At 71.6% G+C, this 17,776-nt stretch carries 14 protein-coding genes; 9 read left to right on the plus strand and 5 right to left on the minus strand.

Annotation, left to right across the window (positions count from 1 at the left end):
• Positions 1–145 precede the first annotated feature (145 nt).
• Complete coding sequence (locus ABZ453_RS13780; RefSeq protein WP_359014739.1) at positions 146–1,342, minus strand: ROK family protein; 1,197 nt, start codon at positions 1,340–1,342, stop codon at positions 146–148.
• Between the two features lie 120 nt (positions 1,343–1,462).
• On the opposite strand from ABZ453_RS13780, the gene ABZ453_RS13785 reads away from it, so the two are divergent.
• From ABZ453_RS13785 to ABZ453_RS13795, 3 genes are all read left to right on the plus strand, one after another.
• Positions 1,463–2,938 (plus strand): hypothetical protein, encoded by a 1,476-nt coding sequence (locus ABZ453_RS13785; RefSeq protein ID WP_359014741.1) that lies wholly within the window; start codon positions 1,463–1,465, stop codon positions 2,936–2,938.
• Positions 2,935–4,875: a glycogen debranching N-terminal domain-containing protein gene (locus ABZ453_RS13790; RefSeq protein ID WP_359014743.1), complete on the plus strand. Its 1,941-nt coding sequence runs from the start codon at positions 2,935–2,937 to the stop codon at positions 4,873–4,875. The genes ABZ453_RS13785 and ABZ453_RS13790 overlap by 4 nt, the downstream gene beginning before the upstream one ends.
• Before the next feature lie 384 nt (positions 4,876–5,259).
• On the plus strand, positions 5,260–6,885 hold the full coding sequence (locus ABZ453_RS13795; RefSeq protein ID WP_359014778.1) for a CDP-alcohol phosphatidyltransferase: 1,626 nt from the start codon (positions 5,260–5,262) through the stop codon (positions 6,883–6,885).
• 285 nt (positions 6,886–7,170) lie between these two features.
• Here the strand turns inward: ABZ453_RS13795 and dusB are convergent, their stop codons facing one another.
• Positions 7,171–8,316, minus strand: coding sequence for a tRNA dihydrouridine synthase DusB (gene dusB, locus ABZ453_RS13800; RefSeq protein ID WP_359014745.1), 1,146 nt, complete (start codon positions 8,314–8,316; stop codon positions 7,171–7,173).
• Positions 8,317–8,435: 119 nt separating this feature from the next.
• On the opposite strand from dusB, the gene ABZ453_RS13805 reads away from it, so the two are divergent.
• Positions 8,436–9,881 carry an MFS transporter gene (locus tag ABZ453_RS13805; protein WP_359014747.1) on the plus strand — a complete coding sequence of 482 codons (1,446 nt, stop codon included), beginning with the start codon at positions 8,436–8,438 and terminating at the stop codon, positions 9,879–9,881.
• A 29-nt stretch (positions 9,882–9,910) separates the two neighbouring features.
• On the opposite strand, the gene ABZ453_RS13810 is transcribed toward ABZ453_RS13805, so the two are convergent.
• On the minus strand, positions 9,911–10,795 hold the full coding sequence (locus ABZ453_RS13810) for a helix-turn-helix transcriptional regulator (protein ID WP_359014749.1): 885 nt from the start codon (positions 10,793–10,795) through the stop codon (positions 9,911–9,913).
• Positions 10,796–10,895: 100 nt separating this feature from the next.
• Here ABZ453_RS13810 and ABZ453_RS13815 point away from each other — a divergent pair, with 100 nt between their 5' ends.
• The 3 genes from ABZ453_RS13815 (at position 10,896) to ABZ453_RS13825 (ending at position 13,841) form a co-directional block, all read left to right on the plus strand.
• On the plus strand, positions 10,896–12,323 hold the full coding sequence (locus ABZ453_RS13815; protein WP_359014751.1) for an MFS transporter: 1,428 nt from the start codon (positions 10,896–10,898) through the stop codon (positions 12,321–12,323).
• Positions 12,324–12,424: 101 nt separating this feature from the next.
• Entirely contained in the window at positions 12,425–12,631 is a 207-nt protein-coding gene (locus tag ABZ453_RS13820; protein ID WP_208781607.1) for a hypothetical protein, read from the plus strand.
• Positions 12,632–12,707: 76 nt separating this feature from the next.
• The gene (locus tag ABZ453_RS13825) at positions 12,708–13,841 is read left to right on the plus strand and encodes a serine hydrolase domain-containing protein (RefSeq protein WP_359014753.1); all 1,134 of its coding nucleotides are present in this window, start codon (positions 12,708–12,710) and stop codon (positions 13,839–13,841) included.
• Between the two features lie 122 nt (positions 13,842–13,963).
• Here the strand turns inward: ABZ453_RS13825 and ABZ453_RS13830 are convergent, their stop codons facing one another.
• Positions 13,964–14,563 (minus strand): TetR family transcriptional regulator, encoded by a 600-nt coding sequence (locus ABZ453_RS13830; RefSeq protein WP_359014755.1) that lies wholly within the window; start codon positions 14,561–14,563, stop codon positions 13,964–13,966.
• Positions 14,564–14,588: 25 nt separating this feature from the next.
• Positions 14,589–15,599 carry an aldo/keto reductase gene (locus ABZ453_RS13835; protein WP_359014757.1) on the minus strand — a complete coding sequence of 337 codons (1,011 nt, stop codon included), beginning with the start codon at positions 15,597–15,599 and terminating at the stop codon, positions 14,589–14,591.
• A 150-nt stretch (positions 15,600–15,749) separates the two neighbouring features.
• Between ABZ453_RS13835 and ABZ453_RS13840 the strand changes: the two genes are divergently transcribed.
• Both ABZ453_RS13840 and ABZ453_RS13845 read left to right on the plus strand, forming a co-directional pair.
• A complete protein-coding gene (locus tag ABZ453_RS13840; protein ID WP_359014759.1) occupies positions 15,750–16,796 on the plus strand; it encodes a chitinase in 1,047 nt (348 codons plus the stop codon).
• 125 nt (positions 16,797–16,921) lie between these two features.
• Positions 16,922–17,683 (plus strand): hypothetical protein, encoded by a 762-nt coding sequence (locus ABZ453_RS13845; RefSeq protein WP_359014761.1) that lies wholly within the window; start codon positions 16,922–16,924, stop codon positions 17,681–17,683.
• Positions 17,684–17,776: the final 93 nt, after the last annotated feature.

Here is a 17,776-nt window from a genome sequence, read left to right on the forward strand (position 1 = left end):
ATCGATGAACGATCGAAGGGTGGCACCCAGTGCCACCCCTTGAGGAAGTGCAGCCGCTCAAGATCCGCTCATCTGAGCGCAGCCCTTATCAAGGGTGGCGAGAATCACGCTCCCACAGAGGATCGGATTTCACCATGCGGACGCTTTACACCCCCAGCGCGAGCAGCCGTTCCTCCACCCGCTCCGGCGCGTAGAGATGCTCCACGACCAGCGCACCGGCTCCCACCAGCCCCGCCCGCTCACCGAGCCGTGAGGTGACGACGTCCAGATGGGCCGTGGAGCGGGGCAGCGCCCGCTGGTACAGCAGCTCCCGCACGCCGGTCAGGAAGGCGGTTCCGGCCAGATCTCCGGCGATCATGAGCACACCGGGATTGAGCAGCGTGACGACGGTCGCCAGCACGTCCCCCACCAGCCGCCCGGCCTCCCGCGCCAGCCGGGCCGCCTCCGGATGCCCGGCCGCCAGCAGATCCCGTACGTCCGAGCCGGAGGCCGCCGCGACCCCGGCCTCCGCCAGCCGCCCGGCCACGGCGCCGCCACTGGCGACGGCGGCGAGACAGCCGTACGACCCGCACCGGCACAGCGCGTCGGCGCCCACGCGGATGTGCCCGATGTCCCCGGCGCCCCCGTCGATCCCCCGGTAGACCGAGCCGTCGACCATCACGCCCGCGCCGATGCCGGTGGACACCTTGACCAGCACGAAGGCCGAGCAGCCGGGGTATCCCGTGCGCTGTTCGCCGTACGCCATCAGATTCGCGTCGTTGTCCACCAGGACCGGCACCGGCCCGGCGCCCGTCCGCTCGGTGAAGGCTCGGGCCAGGCGGCCCCGTATGTCGTAGCCGTCCCAGCCGGGCATGATCGGCGGCTGCACGACCCGCCCGGTCTCGCTGTCGACCGGCCCCGGCACCGCCAGCCCGATCCCGCACACGGCCCGGGCCGGCCGCCCGGCCTTCTCCAGCAGCTCCCCGAACCACCGCCCGAGCGCTCCGAGGACGACGTCCGGCCCGTCCTCCACGACGAGCGTGTCCGCGTGCTCGGCGAGGATCTCGCCGGTCAGGGTCAGGACGGCGGCGCGCGCGTGCCGGGTGTCGAGGTCGGCGGCGAGGACGACGGCGTGCTCGTCGTCGAACTCCAGGGTGATGGAGGGCCTGCCGCCCAGGGGCGAGTCGACGGGACCGCCGACGCCCTCGCGCAGCCAGCCCGCGCGGAAGAGACGGTCGAGGCGCTGACCGACGGTGGCCCGGGACAGACCGGTGACCTGCTGGAGGGCTCCGCGCGTGGTCGCGCGTCCGCTTCGCACCAGTTCGAGCAGATCTCCGGAGCTGGTCTGGCCGCGTCCCGTCATGCGCACCCCCTTGTGCTTCTCCAGCGTGCATTACATAGTGAGTTTTGCGTGTTAAATAGACGTAACTCTACGGTAGCCCAGACCGAACCGGTCGGCCGTACGTCTTTCGGGGAGCCCCGAGTGGATCGCACTGCCCAACTCACCAGCCGCGGCGAACAGCACCACGTTGCATACGATCCGCCGCCCCTCCCGGGTCCGCTGCACGTCAGGGCCGCCCGGGTGCTGGAGGAGAACTGGACGGGCGCCTCCACCGTCCCCTCGCGCAGCCTGTATCCGCACCAGTGGTCCTGGGACTCGGCCTTCATCGCGATCGGCCTGCGGCACCTGTCGCCGTTACGGGCCCAGACGGAGCTGGAGACGCTGCTGGCCGCGCAGTGGGCGGACGGACGTATCCCGCACATCGTCTTCAACCCCTCCGTCCCGCTCGACGCCTACTTCCCGAGCCCCGACTTCTGGCGCTCCTCGACCGCGGGGCGCGCTGCGGGCGCCCCGCGCACCGTACAGACCTCCGGCATCGTGCAGCCACCGGTGCACGCGCTGGCGGCCTGGCTGGTGCACCGCGCCGACCCGGGCCTGTCCCGCGCCCGCGGCTTCCTCACCCGGGTCTACCCGCGCCTGGCCGCCTGGCACCGCTATCTGCTGCACCGCCGCGACCTGGGCGGGGGCGGCCTCGCGTCGGTCGTCCACCCCTGGGAACAGGGTATGGACAACAGCCCCTGCTGGGACGCCCCGCTCGCCCGGATCATCCCCGCCCCGTCCCGCTCCTTCCGCCGCGCCGACCTCACCCACGGCGCCCCCGAGGACCGCCCGACGGACCTGGACTACGGCCGGTACGTACGCCTGGCGACGGACTACCGGGACGCCGGCTACGACGACAACGGCGGCGGTGGCTTCGCCGTGGAGGACCCGGCGTTCAACGCCCTGCTCATCGCCTCCGAGCACGCCCTGGCCCGGATCGCCGCGGAACTGGGAGCGGCGGGCACGGCACGGCACGCCCGCGCGGAGCGGCTGACGGCGGCCCTGGTGGACCGCCTGTGGGACGGGCCGAGCGGCATGTTCCTCTGCCGGGACCTGCGCGGCGACGGCTACAGCGCCCCCGCCCCGCACCACCGCCCGCCCAGCGGCACCCTGATCCCCGAGCGCAGCGTCTCCGGACTGATCCCGCTCCTCCTTCCCGGCCTCCCCCGCGACGTCGTGCGGACGCTCGTCGCCACCCTTCACGGTCCGCACTTCGGGCTCGGCGACACGACCCGGCTGCCCCCGTCCTACGACCTCCTCGGCGAGGCCTTCGATCCGCACCGGTACTGGCGGGGACCGGCCTGGTTCAACACGAGCTGGCTGCTGGAGCGAGGGCTGCGCACCCACGGTGAGCAGGAGCGCGCCGACGCCCTGCGGGAGTCCGTCCTGGACCTGGCCGACGCCTCCGGATTCGCGGAGTACGTCGACCCGTACACCGGCGAGGCCTGCGGAGCACTCGGCTTCGGCTGGACCGCCGCCCTCGCGCTGGATCTGCTCCATTCCCGCCCCGGACACGGCGTGTCCCCGACGGGCATCGGCACGTTCGAGTTGAGTGACAAGGGAGGGGACCGGGCATGACGGACCGGCATCATCTGCTCGTGCGCGGCGGGACGTTCGCGGCCGTGGGCGACGGCGGGGACATCATCGTCGGGGCCCGGGGAACCGGCTCCCCGGCCGGGTTGTTCGTGCGCGACGCCCGTCATCTGAGCCGTTGGCAACTGACGGTCGACGGCGCGGTACCGGAGTCGCTCACGCCGGTCGCGGACGGGGACACGGCTCGCTGTGTCCTCGTCCCGCGCGGCGGACGGCAGGAACCGCCCGCGTACACGATCTTCCGCGAACAGGCGGTGGGAGAGAGCGCGTTCGTCGAATCCCTCCGCATCACCAGCAACCGCCCGACCTCCACCACGGTCCGCCTCGCGGTCACGGCGGACGCGGACTTCACGGACCAGTTCGAGCTGCGCTCCGACTACCGCACCTACACCAAGATCGGCGCCACCCGCTCCCGCCAAGTCCTCGACGACGGCGTGGAGTTCAGCTACCAGCGCGGTGAGTGGCGGTCCGTCACGACGGTGACGGCCGAGCCCGCGCCGGACGGCGTCGAGGAGACCGGCACCGGCGCCCGGCGTCTGGTATGGACCCTCGACCTGGACCCGCACGGCACGGCGGAGGTGGCGCTGCGGGTGATGGCTCGCCCGCACGGCGACCGGCGGGCCCTGCGCGTACCGGCGTCCCCGGCCGCGCTCAATGAACAACTCCTTTCTCTCGAAGGCGAGTTCGTGGAGGGTGTGCCCTTCCCGACGGGCTGGCCGGAGCTGGCGGCGGCCTGCGCACGGGGCCTCGCCGACCTCGCCTCCCTCCAGGTCCCGGCGACCGGCCCGGACGGCGAGGACCTGCGGGTGCCCGCTGCCGGAGCCCCCTGGTTCCTGACGCTGCTCGGCCGGGACGCCCTGCTGACGTCGTTGTTCGCCCTCCCCTACCGCCCGCAGCTCGCCGCCGCCACCCTGCCCGCGCTCGCCGCCACCCAGGCGACGGAGACCGGCCCGGAATCGGTGGCCCAGCCGGGCAAGATCGTGCACGAGGTCCGCCACGGCGAGCTGGCCCACTTCCGCCAGGTCCCCTACGGCCGCTACTACGGCTCGGTGGACGCCACGCCGCTGTTCCTGGTCCTCCTGGGCGCCTACGTCGAGCAGACCGGGGACGCGGACCTCGCCCGCCGCCTCGAGCCCAACGCCCGCGCGGCGATCGGCTGGATGCTGGACCACGGCGGGCTGACCTCGCGCGGCTACCTCGTCTACCGCGCCGACCAGGGCGGCCTCGCCAACCAGAACTGGAAGGACTCGCCCGGCGCGATCTGCTCCGCCGACGGCACACGGGCGAGCGGACCGGTGATGGCGGCCGGGGCGCAGGGGTACGCCTACGACGCCCTGCGCCGCACGGCGTCGGTCGCGCGGACGGTGTGGGGCGACGAGACGTACGCGGCGCTGCTGGAACAGGCGGCGGCCGATCTGCGGGACCGTTTCCAGCGGGACTTCTGGATGCCGGACGCCACCTTCCCGGCGCTCGCGCTGGACGGCGAGGGCCGGCAGGTCGACGCGCTCGCCTCGGACGCCGGGCATCTGCTGTGGTCGGGGCTGCTGGACAAGGAGTACGGCGAGGTGGTGGGCCGGCGGCTGCTGGAACCGGACTTCTTCTCCGGCTGGGGCGTACGCACGCTGGCCGCGGGACAGCCGGCGTACCACCCGCTGTCGTACCACCGCGGCTCGGTCTGGCCGCACGACAACGCGCTGATCACGCTGGGCCTGGCCCGCTACGGCCTGCACGACGAGGCCCGCACGGTCGCCCACGCCCTGGTCGACGCGGCGACGGCCACGGGGCACCGGCTGCCGGAGGTCATCGCCGGGTACGGACGGGACTCGCACGCGGAGCCCGTGCCGTATCCGCACGCGTGCGTGAGGGAGTCCCGCTCGGCGGCGGCACCGCTCGCCCTGCTGACGGCGGTCGGGGGCGCCTAGCGCTCCGCTGGGGAAGGCAGGACGGCGACTGCGGGCCAGTGGGGGCTGGTCGCGCAGTTCCCCGCGCCCCTACGAGCCTCGACCGTGCCGTTGACGAGGCGTTTGCCCGGTGTTTGCGCTGGGGCGTGAACAACCGCCCCAGGCAGCGCGTACCGGACTGTGGCGGGTCCTTGCCTCCCCGGTGTGGCCCGCCGACCGATCCGTCCAAATCACGGATGCCGGGCCTCGCAACGGAAGGACCTTCGGGTGCCTGTCTTCACGCGCCTTCGCCAACAACCGGACACATCACCCGAGGTCGAGCCGGAATCGCCGTCACCGCAACAGGATGCCAGGGCGACCCTGCGCACCCGGTTCGCCGACTGGCGTGAGCGGCACCCCGTACCGGTGCGCGTCGTGCGCTGGACGGTCACGATCCTCGCGGCCGTCCTCGTGCTCGGCGCGCTGGTGCTGCCGAACAAGGAGAGCGCGCTGCACGCCGGGCGGTTCGTGCGGATACCGGTGGAGGCCGTGCTCGGGGCGGCCGTCGCGCTGGTGCTGCCGCGCCGCCCGCGCATCATCGTGGCGGTGGTCTCAGGTGCGATGCTCGGCGCGCTCACGATCCTGAACCTGCTGGACATGGGGTTCTGGGAGTACCTCGGCCGGCACTTCAACCTCGTGCTGGACTGGGAGCTGCTGCCGGACGCGCAGAGTTACGTGCAGGACTCGATGGGCCGGGCGGTGGCGATCGGTGCCACGGTCGGCGCCTTCGTCCTGGTTTTCCTGCTGCTGTCCGTCATGGCGCTGGCGATGGTCCGGCTCAGCAACCTGCTGGCGCGCAACAAGCAGGCGGCGACCCGGGGCACACTCGCCGCCGCGGTCGTCTGGGTCCTCTGCTCCGCGCTGGGCCTGCAGCTCGGCGGGACGCCGCTGGCCTCCGACCGGGCGGCCGGCGCGGTGGTTCTCCAGGCGAAGGGGGTCCGGCAGACCCTCAAGGACGAGGCCGACTTCCAGAAGATCGCCAAGGTCGACGAGTTCGGCAACACGCCGCCCAGCCAACTGGTCCCCGACCTGCGCGGCAAGGACATGATCTTCACCTTCATCGAGAGCTACGGCCGCAGCGCGATCGAGGACCCGGTGGAGGCGCCCGGCGTCGACGCGACCCTCGACGCCCGCACCAAAGCCCTCGCCAAGGCGGGCTTCCACGCCAAGAGCGGCTGGCTGACCTCGGCGACCTACGGCGGCAGCAGCTGGCTCGGCCACTCCACGACCATGTCCGGCCTGTGGATCGACAACCAGAACCGCTACCGCACGGTCATGGCGAGCGACCACCTGAGCCTCACCAATGCCTTCGCCAAGACGGGGGACTGGGACACGGTCGGCATCATGCCGGGTGTGCAGAAGGGCTGGCCGGAGTCGAAGTTCTACGGCCTGCAGAGCTACCGCAACGCCTTTCAGATGGGCTACAAGGGGCCGAAGTTCAGCTGGTCGACGATGCCGGACCAGTACGCGCTGCAGGCCTTCCAGAACCTGGAGCACAGCAAGAAGCGGAGCAAGCCGCTGATGTCCCTGGTCATCCTGACCTCGAGCCACCAGCCCTGGGCGCCGATCCCCAAGATGGTCCCGTGGAACGACCTCGGTGACGGATCGGTCTTCAACGCCATCCACGCGGCCGGAAAGAAGCCCGCGGACATCATCGCCAGCTCCCCCAAGTCCCAGGCCGAGTACGGCAAGTCGGTCCAGTACTCGGTGACCGCCCTCACCCAGTGGCTGGAGCGCTACGGCAACGACAACACGGTCCTGGTCTTCCTCGGCGACCACCAGCCGATCGCCCGCGTCAGCGGCAACCACGCCAGCCGCGACGTCCCGATCTCCATAGTCGCCAAGGACCCCAAGGTCCTGGACAAGATCTCCTCCTGGGGCTGGACGGACGGCCTCCGCCCCGCCCACAACGCCCCGGTCTGGAAGATGAGCGCCTTCCGGGACAAGTTCCTCACGGCGTACGGCTCAACTCCCCACCCGAAGAAGAGCTGACGCGGGGCGAAGCCGTCACATGATGCCGTAGGGCGACTGCAAGGCCCGTCGTGGCCGCTCGCACAGCGCCCCGCGCCCGGCGGGGCTGCAGTCGCCGACGGCGAGAAGGGGACGGGGCGGGGAGTGTCCGCCCCCAGTGTCGGGCGTCAAGAAACAGCACCGCATGACGCAGAGCACCGCCCGACCGAGGACGGACACCCCCCGCCCCGGCCCCGACCCACCACCGAACCGAAGGCGCTACGCCCACCCCCACCGAACCCGCACAGGCGCCGCAGGCATCACTCCTCAGCCACCCGACGTGTCGAGCTCGGCGTCCTCCCCGACCCCCGCGCAGTCGTACGGGTCCTTCAGCCAACCGTCCGGCAGAACGACCCTGTTGTTGCCCGAGGTACGCCCACGCGGACCGTCGGCATCGCTGGGCCACGGCTGGTCGAGGTCCAACTCGTCCAGACCGGCGCGCAGTTCCCCGAGCGACGACGTGACCGCCAGCCGCCGCCGCATCTCGCTGCCGACCGCGAAGCCCTTCAGGTACCAGGCCACGTGCTTGCGGAAGTCGACGACACCCTTCGACTCGTCGCCGATCCACTCGCCGAGAAGCGTGGCATGGCGCACCATGACGTCGGCGACCTCACGCAGCGACGGGCGCGCGACATCCTCCGTACGCCCCTCGAAGGCCGCCACCAGGTCCGCGAACAGCCACGGCCGCCCCAGGCAGCCCCGCCCCACGACCACCCCGTCGCACCCGGTCTCGCGCACCATCCGCAACGCGTCCCCCGCCGACCAGATGTCACCGTTACCCAGCACCGGAATCTCCGGCACGTGCTCCTTGAGCCGAGCGATGGCGTCCCAGTCGGCGGTGCCTCCGTAGTGCTGCGCGGCCGTCCGCCCGTGCAGGGCGATGGACGTCACGCCCTCCTCCACGGCGATACGACCGGCGTCCAGGTACGTGATGTGGTCGTCGTCGATGCCCTTGCGCATCTTCATCGTGACCGGCAGATCCCCGGCCCCGGACACGGCTTCCCGCAGGATCGCACGCAGCAGGTTGCGCTTGTACGGCAGCGCCGACCCACCCCCCTTGCGCGTCACCTTCGGCACCGGACACCCGAAGTTCAGGTCGATGTGGTCGGCCAGGTCCTCCTCCGCGATCATGCGGACGGCCTTGCCGACGGTCGCGGGATCGACGCCGTACAGCTGGATCGAACGCGGTGTCTCGCTCGCGTCGAAGTGGATGAGCTGCATGGTCTTCTCGTTGCGCTCGACCAGCGCCCGCGTCGTGATCATCTCGCTGACGAACAGACCCTTGCCACCACTGAACTCCCGGCACAGCGTACGGAAGGGAGCATTCGTGATCCCGGCCATCGGGGCCAGGACGACGGGCGGCTGGACGGTGTGCGGGCCGATCTGCAACGGCGTGACGGTGGTCTCGGGCATTCCCCCATTGTCACGCACCCCGAGGGGTACCCGGTGCCGGAGCAGGATCCCGGTACAGGCCATTAGTTAGCTGCACTATTAGTTAGACACACTATCGAAGCAGTCGTACGATGGTTCGCATGCCCGAGCTCAGCCAACGCCGACGTCTGCTGGTCCTCGCGATCTGCTGCATGAGCCTGCTGATCGTCGGCCTCGACGTCACCATCCTCAACGTCGCGCTCCCCTCGATCCGCGACGACCTGCACGCGAGCACGTCCGGCCTGCAGTGGACGATCGACGCCTACACCCTGGTCCTCGCCTCGCTGCTGATGCTCTCCGGCTCGACGGCGGACCGGATCGGCCGCAGGCGCGTCTTCATGACCGGCCTGATCGTGTTCATCCTCGGCTCGGTCCTGTGCTCGCTCGCTCCGAGCCTCGACGCACTGATCGCCTTCCGGGTGATCCAGGCGGTCGGCGGCTCGATGCTCAACCCGGTCGCCATGTCGATCATCACCAACACCTTCACGGACCCCCGGGAGCGCGCCCGCGCGATCGGCGTGTGGGGCGCGGTCGTGGGCATCTCGTTCGCCGCGGGACCGCTGATCGGCGGTCTCCTCGTGCAGTCCGTGGGCTGGCGCTCGATCTTCTGGATCAATCTGCCGGTGGGACTCGCGGCACTGCTGCTCACCCTGAGGTTCGTCCCCGAGTCCCGCGCCCCGAAGGGCCGCCGCCCCGACCCCGTCGGACAGCTGCTGGTCATCGCGCTGTTCGCCGGACTGACGTACGCGATCATCCAGGCACCGGAGTCCGGCTTCGGCGCGGTGCTGCCGTTCGCGGTCGTCGCGCTGGCAGCCCTCCTCGGGCTCCTGTGGTACGAGCCCCGTCGCGACGAACCCCTCATCGACCTGCGGTTCTTCCGATCGCCACCGTTCAGCGGGGCCACGGTGATAGCGATCAGCGGGTTCGCGTCGCTGGGTGGGTTCCTCTTCCTCTCGACGCTGTACCTGCAGAACGTACGGGGGCTGGACGCGCTGCACGCGGGCTTGTGGATGCTGCCGATCGCCCTGCCGATCATGCTGTGCGCGCCGCTGTCGGGCCGCGTGGTGGGCAATCGCGGTCCGCGGCTGCCGCTGCTGGTCGCCGGAGCGGCGATGACGGCGAGCGCGCTGCTGTTCGCGGCGTTCCAGGCGGAGACGTCCGACGTCACGCTGTTCCTCGGGTACGTGCTGTTCGGCGTCGGATTCGGCTTCATCAACGCGCCGATCACCAACACGGCGGTCTCGGGGATGCCGCGGGCGCAGGCGGGCGTCGCGGCGGCCGTGGCCTCCACGAGCCGCCAGTTGGGGCAGACGCTGGGGGTCGCCGTCATCGGGGCGGTGCTGGCGTCCGGGGTCGGATCGTCGTCGTACAAGGACACGTTCGTCTCCGCGTCGGTGCCGGCGTGGTGGATCGTCGTCGGATGCGGGGTCGCCGTGTTCGTCCTCGGGGCGCTGACCACCGGCCGGTGGGCTCGACGGGCCGCGGCCCGGGTGGCCGACCAGCTGGAGTCGGTCGAGGTGCGCGAGGCGGCGGGCGTGAACGCGTAGGCGGTTCGACGCTCAGCGGGCGCCGACGGTCAGCGGGCGCCCGCCCGCTCCAGGGCGAGTGCGTGGAGCTTCTCCAGGCGCTCCCTCGACTCCTCGTCCGCGGGGGCGTACGTCACGATGCGCGGGCCCAGTTCGGGGCCGAGCCACAGATCGGTGTGGTCGACGGCGATCCGGCCGACGTAGCGGTTGTCGAACTCCTTGCGCTTGGTGCGGTGGGCCTGCACCTCGTGCCGCTCCCAGTTCGCACGGAACTCCGCCGACTCCGCGCGCAGCCGCTTGAGCAGCATCTTCCAGGCGGGCTCGGCGAGATGGGCGGCCATCGTGGCCCGGAACCGGGCGGCCATCAGCCGCTGGGTGTCCCGCAGGTGCACGATCGAGGAGCGCCACTCCTCGTGTGTGTAGGACAGCACCAGGCAGTTGCGGTCCTCGGGCGGCACCGCGTCGAGGTCGCACAGCAGCAGGCCGTAGGTGCGGTTGTAGGCGAGGATGTCGTACCGGCTGTTCTGCACACACGCCGGGACCGGCTCCAGGTGCTCCAGGACGGCCCGCACCCCGGGGGTGATCGACGGGCAGGTGGTGGCCGGCGTCGGGTCGACCTGCCCGGCCAGCTGGAACAGGTGCGCGCGCTCGCTGGGGTCGAGGAAGAGGGTGCGGGCCAGGGCGTCCAGGACCTGGACGGAGACCTGGATGTCCCTCGCCTGTTCGAGCCACGTGTACCAGGTGACGCCGACCGAGGCGAGCTGCGCGACCTCCTCGCGGCGCAGCCCGGGGGTACGGCGCCGGGTGCCCCGGGGCAGCCCGACCTGCTCGGGGGTGATGTGCTCGCGGCGGTGGCGCAGGAAGCCGGCCAGCTCATGCCGCCGTATCGCTGCCGCCGAGGTCTCCGAGGGCGTCTCCTGGGCCATGGTCGTCATACTCCCAGCCTGCCGCCTCACCCATCCTGTTGCCAGGTACTCCTTCTACCAGGATAAGAAGACTCTGGTACCCGTCTGAGTGCGGGCGCAGGCTCGAGGTGTGACCGAAACCATCACTTCACGCACCGTCCGATCCCCGGTGGCGCCACCCGCGCTCAACGGCCTCGGACTCTTCACCGTGCTGCTGGCAGCGGCGCTGCCCCTCATCGACTTCTTCATCGTCAACGTCGCCCTGCCCACGATCGGCCGGGACCTGCACGCGAGCGAGTCCGTGCTGGAGCTGGTCGTCGCCGGGTACGGGCTCGCCTACGCCGTCCTGCTCGTCCTCGGCGGGCGGCTCGGCGACCTGTTCGGCCGGCGCCGCCTCTTCCTCGGCGGCATGGCGGCCTTCGGGCTGACCTCGCTGGCCTGCGGTCTCGCGCCGAGCGCCTGGACGCTGGTCGCGGCACGGGTCGCGCAGGGCGCGGCGGCCGCCGCGATGCTGCCGCAGGTCCTCGCCACCATCCAGGCGGCCACCGCCGGGCCCCGCCGGGCCAGGGCCATGGGCCTGTACGGCGCCACGGCCGGCCTGTCGATGGTCGCCGGGCAGATCCTCGGCGGCGTCCTGGTGGCGGCCGACGTCTGGGGCACCGGCTGGCGCTCGGTGTTCCTGGTGAACGTCCCGGTCGTCGTCCTGGGCCTGGTCCTGGCGGCCAGGGGCGTGCCCGAGACCCGCTCCCAGCACCCCGAGCCGGTCGACGGCCCCGGCACCGTCCTGCTCACCGCCTCACTGCTCACCCTGCTGGCCCCGCTCACCGAGGGCCGCACGGCCGGCTGGCCGCTGTGGACCTGGCTGTCGCTGGCGGCGTTCCCCTTCGTCGCGGCGGCGTTCTACGCGGTGGAGCGCCGGGCCGACCGCCGGGGCCGTACGCCCCTGGTCCCGCCGAGCCTGTTCAGGCTGACCTCGCTGCGCCGCGGTCTGGTGATGATCGTGCCGTTCTCGGTCGGCTTCAGCGGCTTCATGTTCGTCATCGCGGTGGCGCTGCAGCGCGGTGCGGGGCTGGGCCCGGTCCCGGCGGGGCTGGCGCTCGCGCCGATGGCCGTCGTGTTCTTCTTCGTCTCGCTCGCCGGTCCCCGGCTGGTCGCGCGGTACGGCACCCGGGTCGTGACGGCCGGCGGGCTGCTGCAGGGGGTCGGTGTGGGGGTGATGGCGCTGGCGGCCTGGCGGTCCTGGCCGGACCTCGGCTTCGTCGAACTGCTCCCCGGCGCGGCGCTCGCGGGTGCCGGGCAGGCGCTCCAACTCCCCATCGTCTTCCGGGTCGTGCTCTCCGAGGTGGAGCCCGCGCGGGCCGGCGTCGGCAGCGGCGTGATGATGACGACCCAGCAGTCCGCCCTGGCCCTCGGGGTGGCCGCGCTCGGCACCCTGTTCCTGTCCCTGATCCCGGCCCTGGGCATGCGCGACGCCCTGGTCACCACGCTCCTGGCCCAGCTGGGCTGCGTCGCCCTCACCTGCCTGCTCAGCCTGCGTCTGCCGCGCACCATTGGCTGACGCTGATGTGAGGCACAGGCCACAGCTCGGTCAACTCATCGTGGAAGATCCCCCGTTGATGTTGGTCTTGCTGCACACTCCTGTGGCGGAGGCGAGACATCATGCTGGAGATCAACACGAGCAAGGTGAGCCGCTGGGACCAGCACGGACGAGAACACGTCGTCCACGTGCGGCGCACCGGCGTACAGCGCACCATCAGATGCGACACCTGCGGCTGGCGTCAGGGCGCCCAGTTCCTGCCCTGGCTGAAGGCGGAGGAACACCTGGCCGAGGCCCACCAGGCGACCGTGGACCCGTCGGACGCGTAGGGACCGTCCCAACGATGAGTTTCCGGCGTGCCGCCAGTCGTAGGCCGTACGACCGACTCGCACCGGAAGGCGACCCATGAGCGCTCTGTACGACACCCTGCGACGCCACGTCGAGCGAGGAACGGTGCCGGGCGCCGTGGGGCTGGTGGCCCGCGGTGCCGAGGTGGAGGTGGTGGCCGTCGGTTCGGTGGACGCCGACGGCACCGCCCCGATGGCCCGCGACTCGATCTTCCGTATCGCCTCCATCACCAAGCCGATCACCGCGGCGGCCGTGCTGATGCTGGTCGAGGACGGCCTCATCGGGCTGGACTCACCGGTCGAGGAGTGGCTGCCGGAACTGGCGAAGCCGCTGGTGGTGCGGACGCCGGACGCCCCTGTCGAGGACGTGGTGCCGGCCGCCCGTCCCATCACCGTCGAGGACCTGCTCAGCTCACGCACCGGCTGGGGCTTCCCCTCCGACTTCACCCTCCCCGCGGTCCAGGCGCTGTTCGAGGTGCAGAAGGACGGCCGTCACCTCCAGGACTGGCCGGACCACGACACCTGGCTCCACCGTCTCGCGCAGGTGCCGATGCTGTACCAGCCGGGCGAGTCCTGGCTCTACGGCACCTCCTCCGACCTGCAGGGCATCCTGATCGCGCGGGCGTCGGGCCGTACCCTCGCGGAGTTCCTGGCCGAGCGGATCTTCGAGCCGCTGGGCATGGCGGACACGGCGTTCGAGGTGCCGGCCTCCCGGCGGCACCGCTTCACCACGGCCTACGACCCGGCTCCGGACGGCACGCTGGAGGTGTCGGACACCCCGGACGGCGAGTTCGCCCACGCCCCGCGCTTCCTGTCCGGCGGCGGAGGCCTGGCCTCCACGGCCGACGACTGGCTGGCCTTCGCCCGCATGCTCCTGGACTCGGGCGGCGGCCTGCTCAGCCCCACCTCCGTCAGCCGGATGACCACCAACCACCTCACGGCCGAACAGCGCGAGCGCGCCACCCTCTTCCTGGAGGGCCAGGGCTGGGGGTACGGCGGCCAGGTCGACGTGACCCCGGCCGACCCCTGGAACGTCCCGGGCCGTTACGGCTGGGTCGGCGGTGCCGGCACCGCGGCCCAGATCGTCCCGCAGACCGGCACGGTCGCGGTCCTGCTGACCCAGGTGGCGATGACCGACCCGACACCGACCCCGCTCATGCGGGATTTCTGGCGATGCGTGGCGGGAGCCTAAGCGCTCCGCTGGAAGTGCCGGATGCCTCGTCGGTCGTCCGCGGCGCCGTCGTGGCCGGTCGCGCAGTTCCCCGCGCCCCTTCGGGGGCGCTACCGAACCGCAGCGGACTTCACCAGGTCCGCTTAGGCTCCGGAACCCTTCAGCCCGCGTACGCACAGGTCGACCAGTGCCTCGAACTCCGCCTGTGCGCCCGGCCGTTCCCACTCCTTGGCGTAACAGGGGTCGTGGAAGCGGCCGGTGGCCTGGAAGAGGGCCAGGGCGGTGGTCGCCGGGTCCTCGGCGGTGAAGACGCCCGCGTCGACGCCGGCCCGCACCAGCTCCGTCAACTGGCCGGTCAGCTCGGCGAGATGAGTGCCGACGGCCCCGCCGTTCTCACCGGTGAGGACCGTGTACGTGGCGAACAGTTCCGGGTCGGCGCCCGCCTTGCGGCGCTTGGCGGCGTACAGGGCGGCGAGCCACGCCCGCACCCGGTCCTCCGGGTCCCGGCCGGTGTCCGCGACGATGCCGGCCAGCACCTCGGTCGTGCGGTCCAGCCAGCGCTTCGTCACGGCTTCCCGCAGCGCCGCCTTGGTACGGAAGTGCCGGTAGACGCTGCCATGGCTGACGCCGAGCGCACGGGCCACGTCCACCACGGTGGCCTTGGCGGGGCCGTAGCGGCGCAGCACCTCCTCGGTCGCTTCGAGGATGCGCTCGGCGGTCAGGGTCTCGGGGGACGGTGCCATGGCTAGACGGTACCCGGCGGCGTGATCAGCGCTCGCTGTCGAGCATCGCCATCTGCGCGGGGGCGTACCGCTCGCCGGCGGCCGCGTCCGCCGGCACGGCGGTCTCGATGGCGGCGAGGTCGGCCGCGTCCAGGGTCACCTCCAGGGCGCCCAGCGCCTCGGCGAGCCGCTCCCGGGTGCGGGCGCCGATCAGCGGCACGATGTCCTCGCCCCGGGACAGCGCCCAGGCGATGGCGATCTGCGCGACGGAGACGCCCTTCTGCTCGGCGATCTTGCGCAGGGACTCGACCAGGGTGAGGTTGTGCCGCAGGTTCTCGCCCTGGAAGCGGGGGGTGTGGGCGCGGAAGTCGTCGGCGGCGAAGCCCCGGTCGGCCGAGACATGGCCGGAGATCAGTCCGCGGGCGAGGACGCCGTACGCGGTGACGGCGATGCCCAGCTCACGCAGTGTGGGCAGGATCTCCCGCTCAGGGCCGCGGGAGATGAGCGAGTACTCGATCTGGAGGTCGGCGATCGGGGCGGTGGCGGCGGCCCGGCGGATGGTCTCCGCGCCCACCTCGCTCAGCCCGATGTGCCGGACGTACCCCTTCTCGACGAGTTCGGCGATCGCGCCGACGGTCTCCTCGATCGGCACGTCCGGGTCGAGCCGGGCGGGTCGGTAGACGTCGATGTGGTCGACGCCGAGGCGTTGGAGGGAGTAGGCGGCCCAGGTCTTCACGGCGGCCGGCCGCGCGTCGTAGCCGTGCCAGGCGCCGTCCGGACCGCGCTGGGCGCCGAACTTCACGCTGATCAGCGCGTTCTCCCGCCGGGCGGCCGGGGCGGTGCGCAGGGCCTCGCTGATCAGCAGTTCGTTGTGGCCCATGCCGTAGAAGTCGCCGGTGTCGAGCAGGGTCACGCCGGCCTCCAGGGCGGCGTGGATGGTGGCGATGGACTCGGCACGGTCCGAGTCCCCGTACATGCCGGACATGCCCATGCAGCCGAGGCCGAGGGCGGAGACCTGGGGGCCGGTGGTTCCGAGGTTGCGGGTTCGCAGCATCATGCCGACACCCTCGCATGACAGCTGACAGATTTCAATATCTGTCACTCAATACTTTGATGCTCGAACTGGTCCAGACCTATTGACGAAAGGTCTGGACCGTTGCACTGTCATGCCTACGACACCTCGCCGCACCCCCACCGGGAGGCCCGTATGCTCCGCCGCACCCTGGCCCTGCTCGCCACCGCCCTCGCCACCGCGGCCCTCACCCAGCTCCCCCTGGCGCCCGCCGCCTCCGCCGCCGACACCTGCGCGGTGAAGTCGCGGCCCGCCGGCAAGGTCCTGCAGGGCTACTGGGAGAACTGGGACGGCTCCGCCAACGGCGTCCACCCGCCCTTCGGCTGGACGCCGATCACCGACTCCCGTATCGCCGCCCACGGCTACAACGTGATCAACGCGGCCTTCCCCGTGATCCGTTCCGACGGCACGGCCCTGTGGGAGGACGGCATGGACGCGGGCGTGAAGGTGGCGACGCCCGCGGAGATGTGCGCGGCGAAGGCGTCCGGGCAGACGATCCTGCTGTCGATCGGCGGCGCCGCGGCCGGCATCGACCTCAGCTCGCAGGCGGTGGCCGACCGCTTCGTGGCGACGATCGTGCCGATCCTGAAGAAGTACAACTTCGACGGCATCGACATCGACATCGAGACGGGCCTGGTCGGCAGCGGCAGCATCACCCAGCTCTCCGCCTCCCAGGCCAACCTGATCCGCGTCATCGATGGGGTGCTGGCGAAGATGCCGTCCAACTTCGGCCTGACGATGGCCCCGGAGACGGCCTATGTCACCGGCGGCAGCATCACCTACGGCTCCATCTGGGGCGCCTACCTGCCGATTATCAAGAAGTACGCCGACAACGGCCGCCTGTGGTGGCTGAACATGCAGTACTACAACGGCAGCATGTACGGCTGCTCCGGCGACTCCTACTCGGCCGGCACGGTCGCGGGCTTCACCGCCCAGACGGACTGCCTCAACAAGGGCCTGACCGTGCAGGGCACGACGGTGAAGGTGCCGTACGACAAGCAGGTCCCGGGCCTGCCCGCCCAGTCCGGCGCGGGTGGCGGCTACATGTCGCCGTCCCTGGTCTCCCAGGCCTGGAAGCACTACGGCAGCTCGCTCAAGGGCCTGATGACCTGGTCGATCAACTGGGACGGCTCGAAGAACTGGACCTTCGGCAACAACGTGAAGACTCTGCAAGGCCGTTGATCCCCCGCCCTTCCGTTCCCCGCCCTTCTCGGGGTCGCCCCTGACACGACGTCAGGGGCGGGTCGGGGTCGGGCGAGGGGGCTCCCCGATGGTGCCGGGCCCGGCGCGACGCGAAGCTGAACGCCATGAAGATCACCGCTGCGCCACACCGCCGCCCGTCCGTCCGCCGTGGGGCCGCGGCCCTGGCCGTCGCCGCCGTACTCGCCGGTGCGGCGGCGGCCCCCGCCCTCGCCGCGGACACCCCGGCCGGCTCCGGACCCGTCCCGACCTTCGACTTCCGCGACTGCCCCGAGCTGCCGTCCGGTGTCGACCCGGCCCGGTGGCGCTGCGAAGTCCTCACCGCGACGGGCTCGTTGACGCTGGGCAGCCGGACGATTCCCGAGCTGACGCCGATGACGGTCACGCACGCGGAGGGGCCGATGCCGGACGGAAGCGACGGCCAGGTCTTCGGCGCCCTGCGCTCCGCGCCGACCCCGGTCCCGGGCGGCCTCCTGGGCACACCGGGTCCCTCCCTGCCGCTGTCCCTCCGCCCCGAGTACGGCGGCCGGTCCGACTTCTACACGGTCGACGACCACATGGGCCTGTTCACCCTGCGCTTCCGAGCGCTGAGCCCCCTCCTGCCGAGGAGCTGCACCATAGGCGCCGGGGACACCTCCATAGAGCTCCACCTGAAGCGCACCGGCGACTCGGAGTGGATCTCGAGGAACCCGCCCCTCATCCGGTTCGACGCCTACGACACCGATTTCACCGCACCGCCCGCGGCCGGCTGCGGCCCCCTCAACCGCCTGGTGGACGACCGTCTCGGCCTCCCGTCCGCGAGAGGTGACGCGATCTCCCTCTCCGCGTACTACACGTTCAGGACGTACGACCAACTGCCGTCCCGTTAGCTTGTTCTTTATCTACCAGGATCTGCCAGGTCGACCGATGGCCTTGAGGGTCTCGGGGCGTTTGACGGTCTTGCCGACGTCGTAGCGGGGTGC

The organism is Streptomyces sp. NPDC005799 (assembly GCF_040630525.1).
Classification (GTDB): Bacteria; Actinomycetota; Actinomycetes; order Streptomycetales; family Streptomycetaceae; genus Streptomyces; species Streptomyces griseorubiginosus_B.

Bases quoted from the DNA above. Each gene is read 5' to 3' on its own strand.
- ABZ453_RS13780 (WP_359014739.1), bottom strand. From the start codon at position 1,342: ATGACGGGACGCGGCCAGACCAGCTCCGGAGATCTGCTCGAACTGGTG.
- ABZ453_RS13790 (WP_359014743.1), top strand. From the start codon at position 2,935: ATGACGGACCGGCATCATCTGCTCGTGCGCGGCGGGACGTTCGCGGCC.
- dusB (WP_359014745.1), bottom strand. From the start codon at position 8,316: ATGCCCGAGACCACCGTCACGCCGTTGCAGATCGGCCCGCACACCGTC.
- ABZ453_RS13805 (WP_359014747.1), top strand. From the start codon at position 8,436: ATGCCCGAGCTCAGCCAACGCCGACGTCTGCTGGTCCTCGCGATCTGC.
- ABZ453_RS13810 (WP_359014749.1), bottom strand. From the start codon at position 10,795: ATGACGACCATGGCCCAGGAGACGCCCTCGGAGACCTCGGCGGCAGCG.
- ABZ453_RS13820 (WP_208781607.1), top strand. From the start codon at position 12,425: ATGCTGGAGATCAACACGAGCAAGGTGAGCCGCTGGGACCAGCACGGA.
- ABZ453_RS13825 (WP_359014753.1), top strand. From the start codon at position 12,708: ATGAGCGCTCTGTACGACACCCTGCGACGCCACGTCGAGCGAGGAACG.
- ABZ453_RS13830 (WP_359014755.1), bottom strand. From the start codon at position 14,563: ATGGCACCGTCCCCCGAGACCCTGACCGCCGAGCGCATCCTCGAAGCG.
- ABZ453_RS13835 (WP_359014757.1), bottom strand. From the start codon at position 15,599: ATGATGCTGCGAACCCGCAACCTCGGAACCACCGGCCCCCAGGTCTCC.
- ABZ453_RS13840 (WP_359014759.1), top strand. From the start codon at position 15,750: ATGCTCCGCCGCACCCTGGCCCTGCTCGCCACCGCCCTCGCCACCGCG.
- ABZ453_RS13845 (WP_359014761.1), top strand. From the start codon at position 16,922: ATGAAGATCACCGCTGCGCCACACCGCCGCCCGTCCGTCCGCCGTGGG.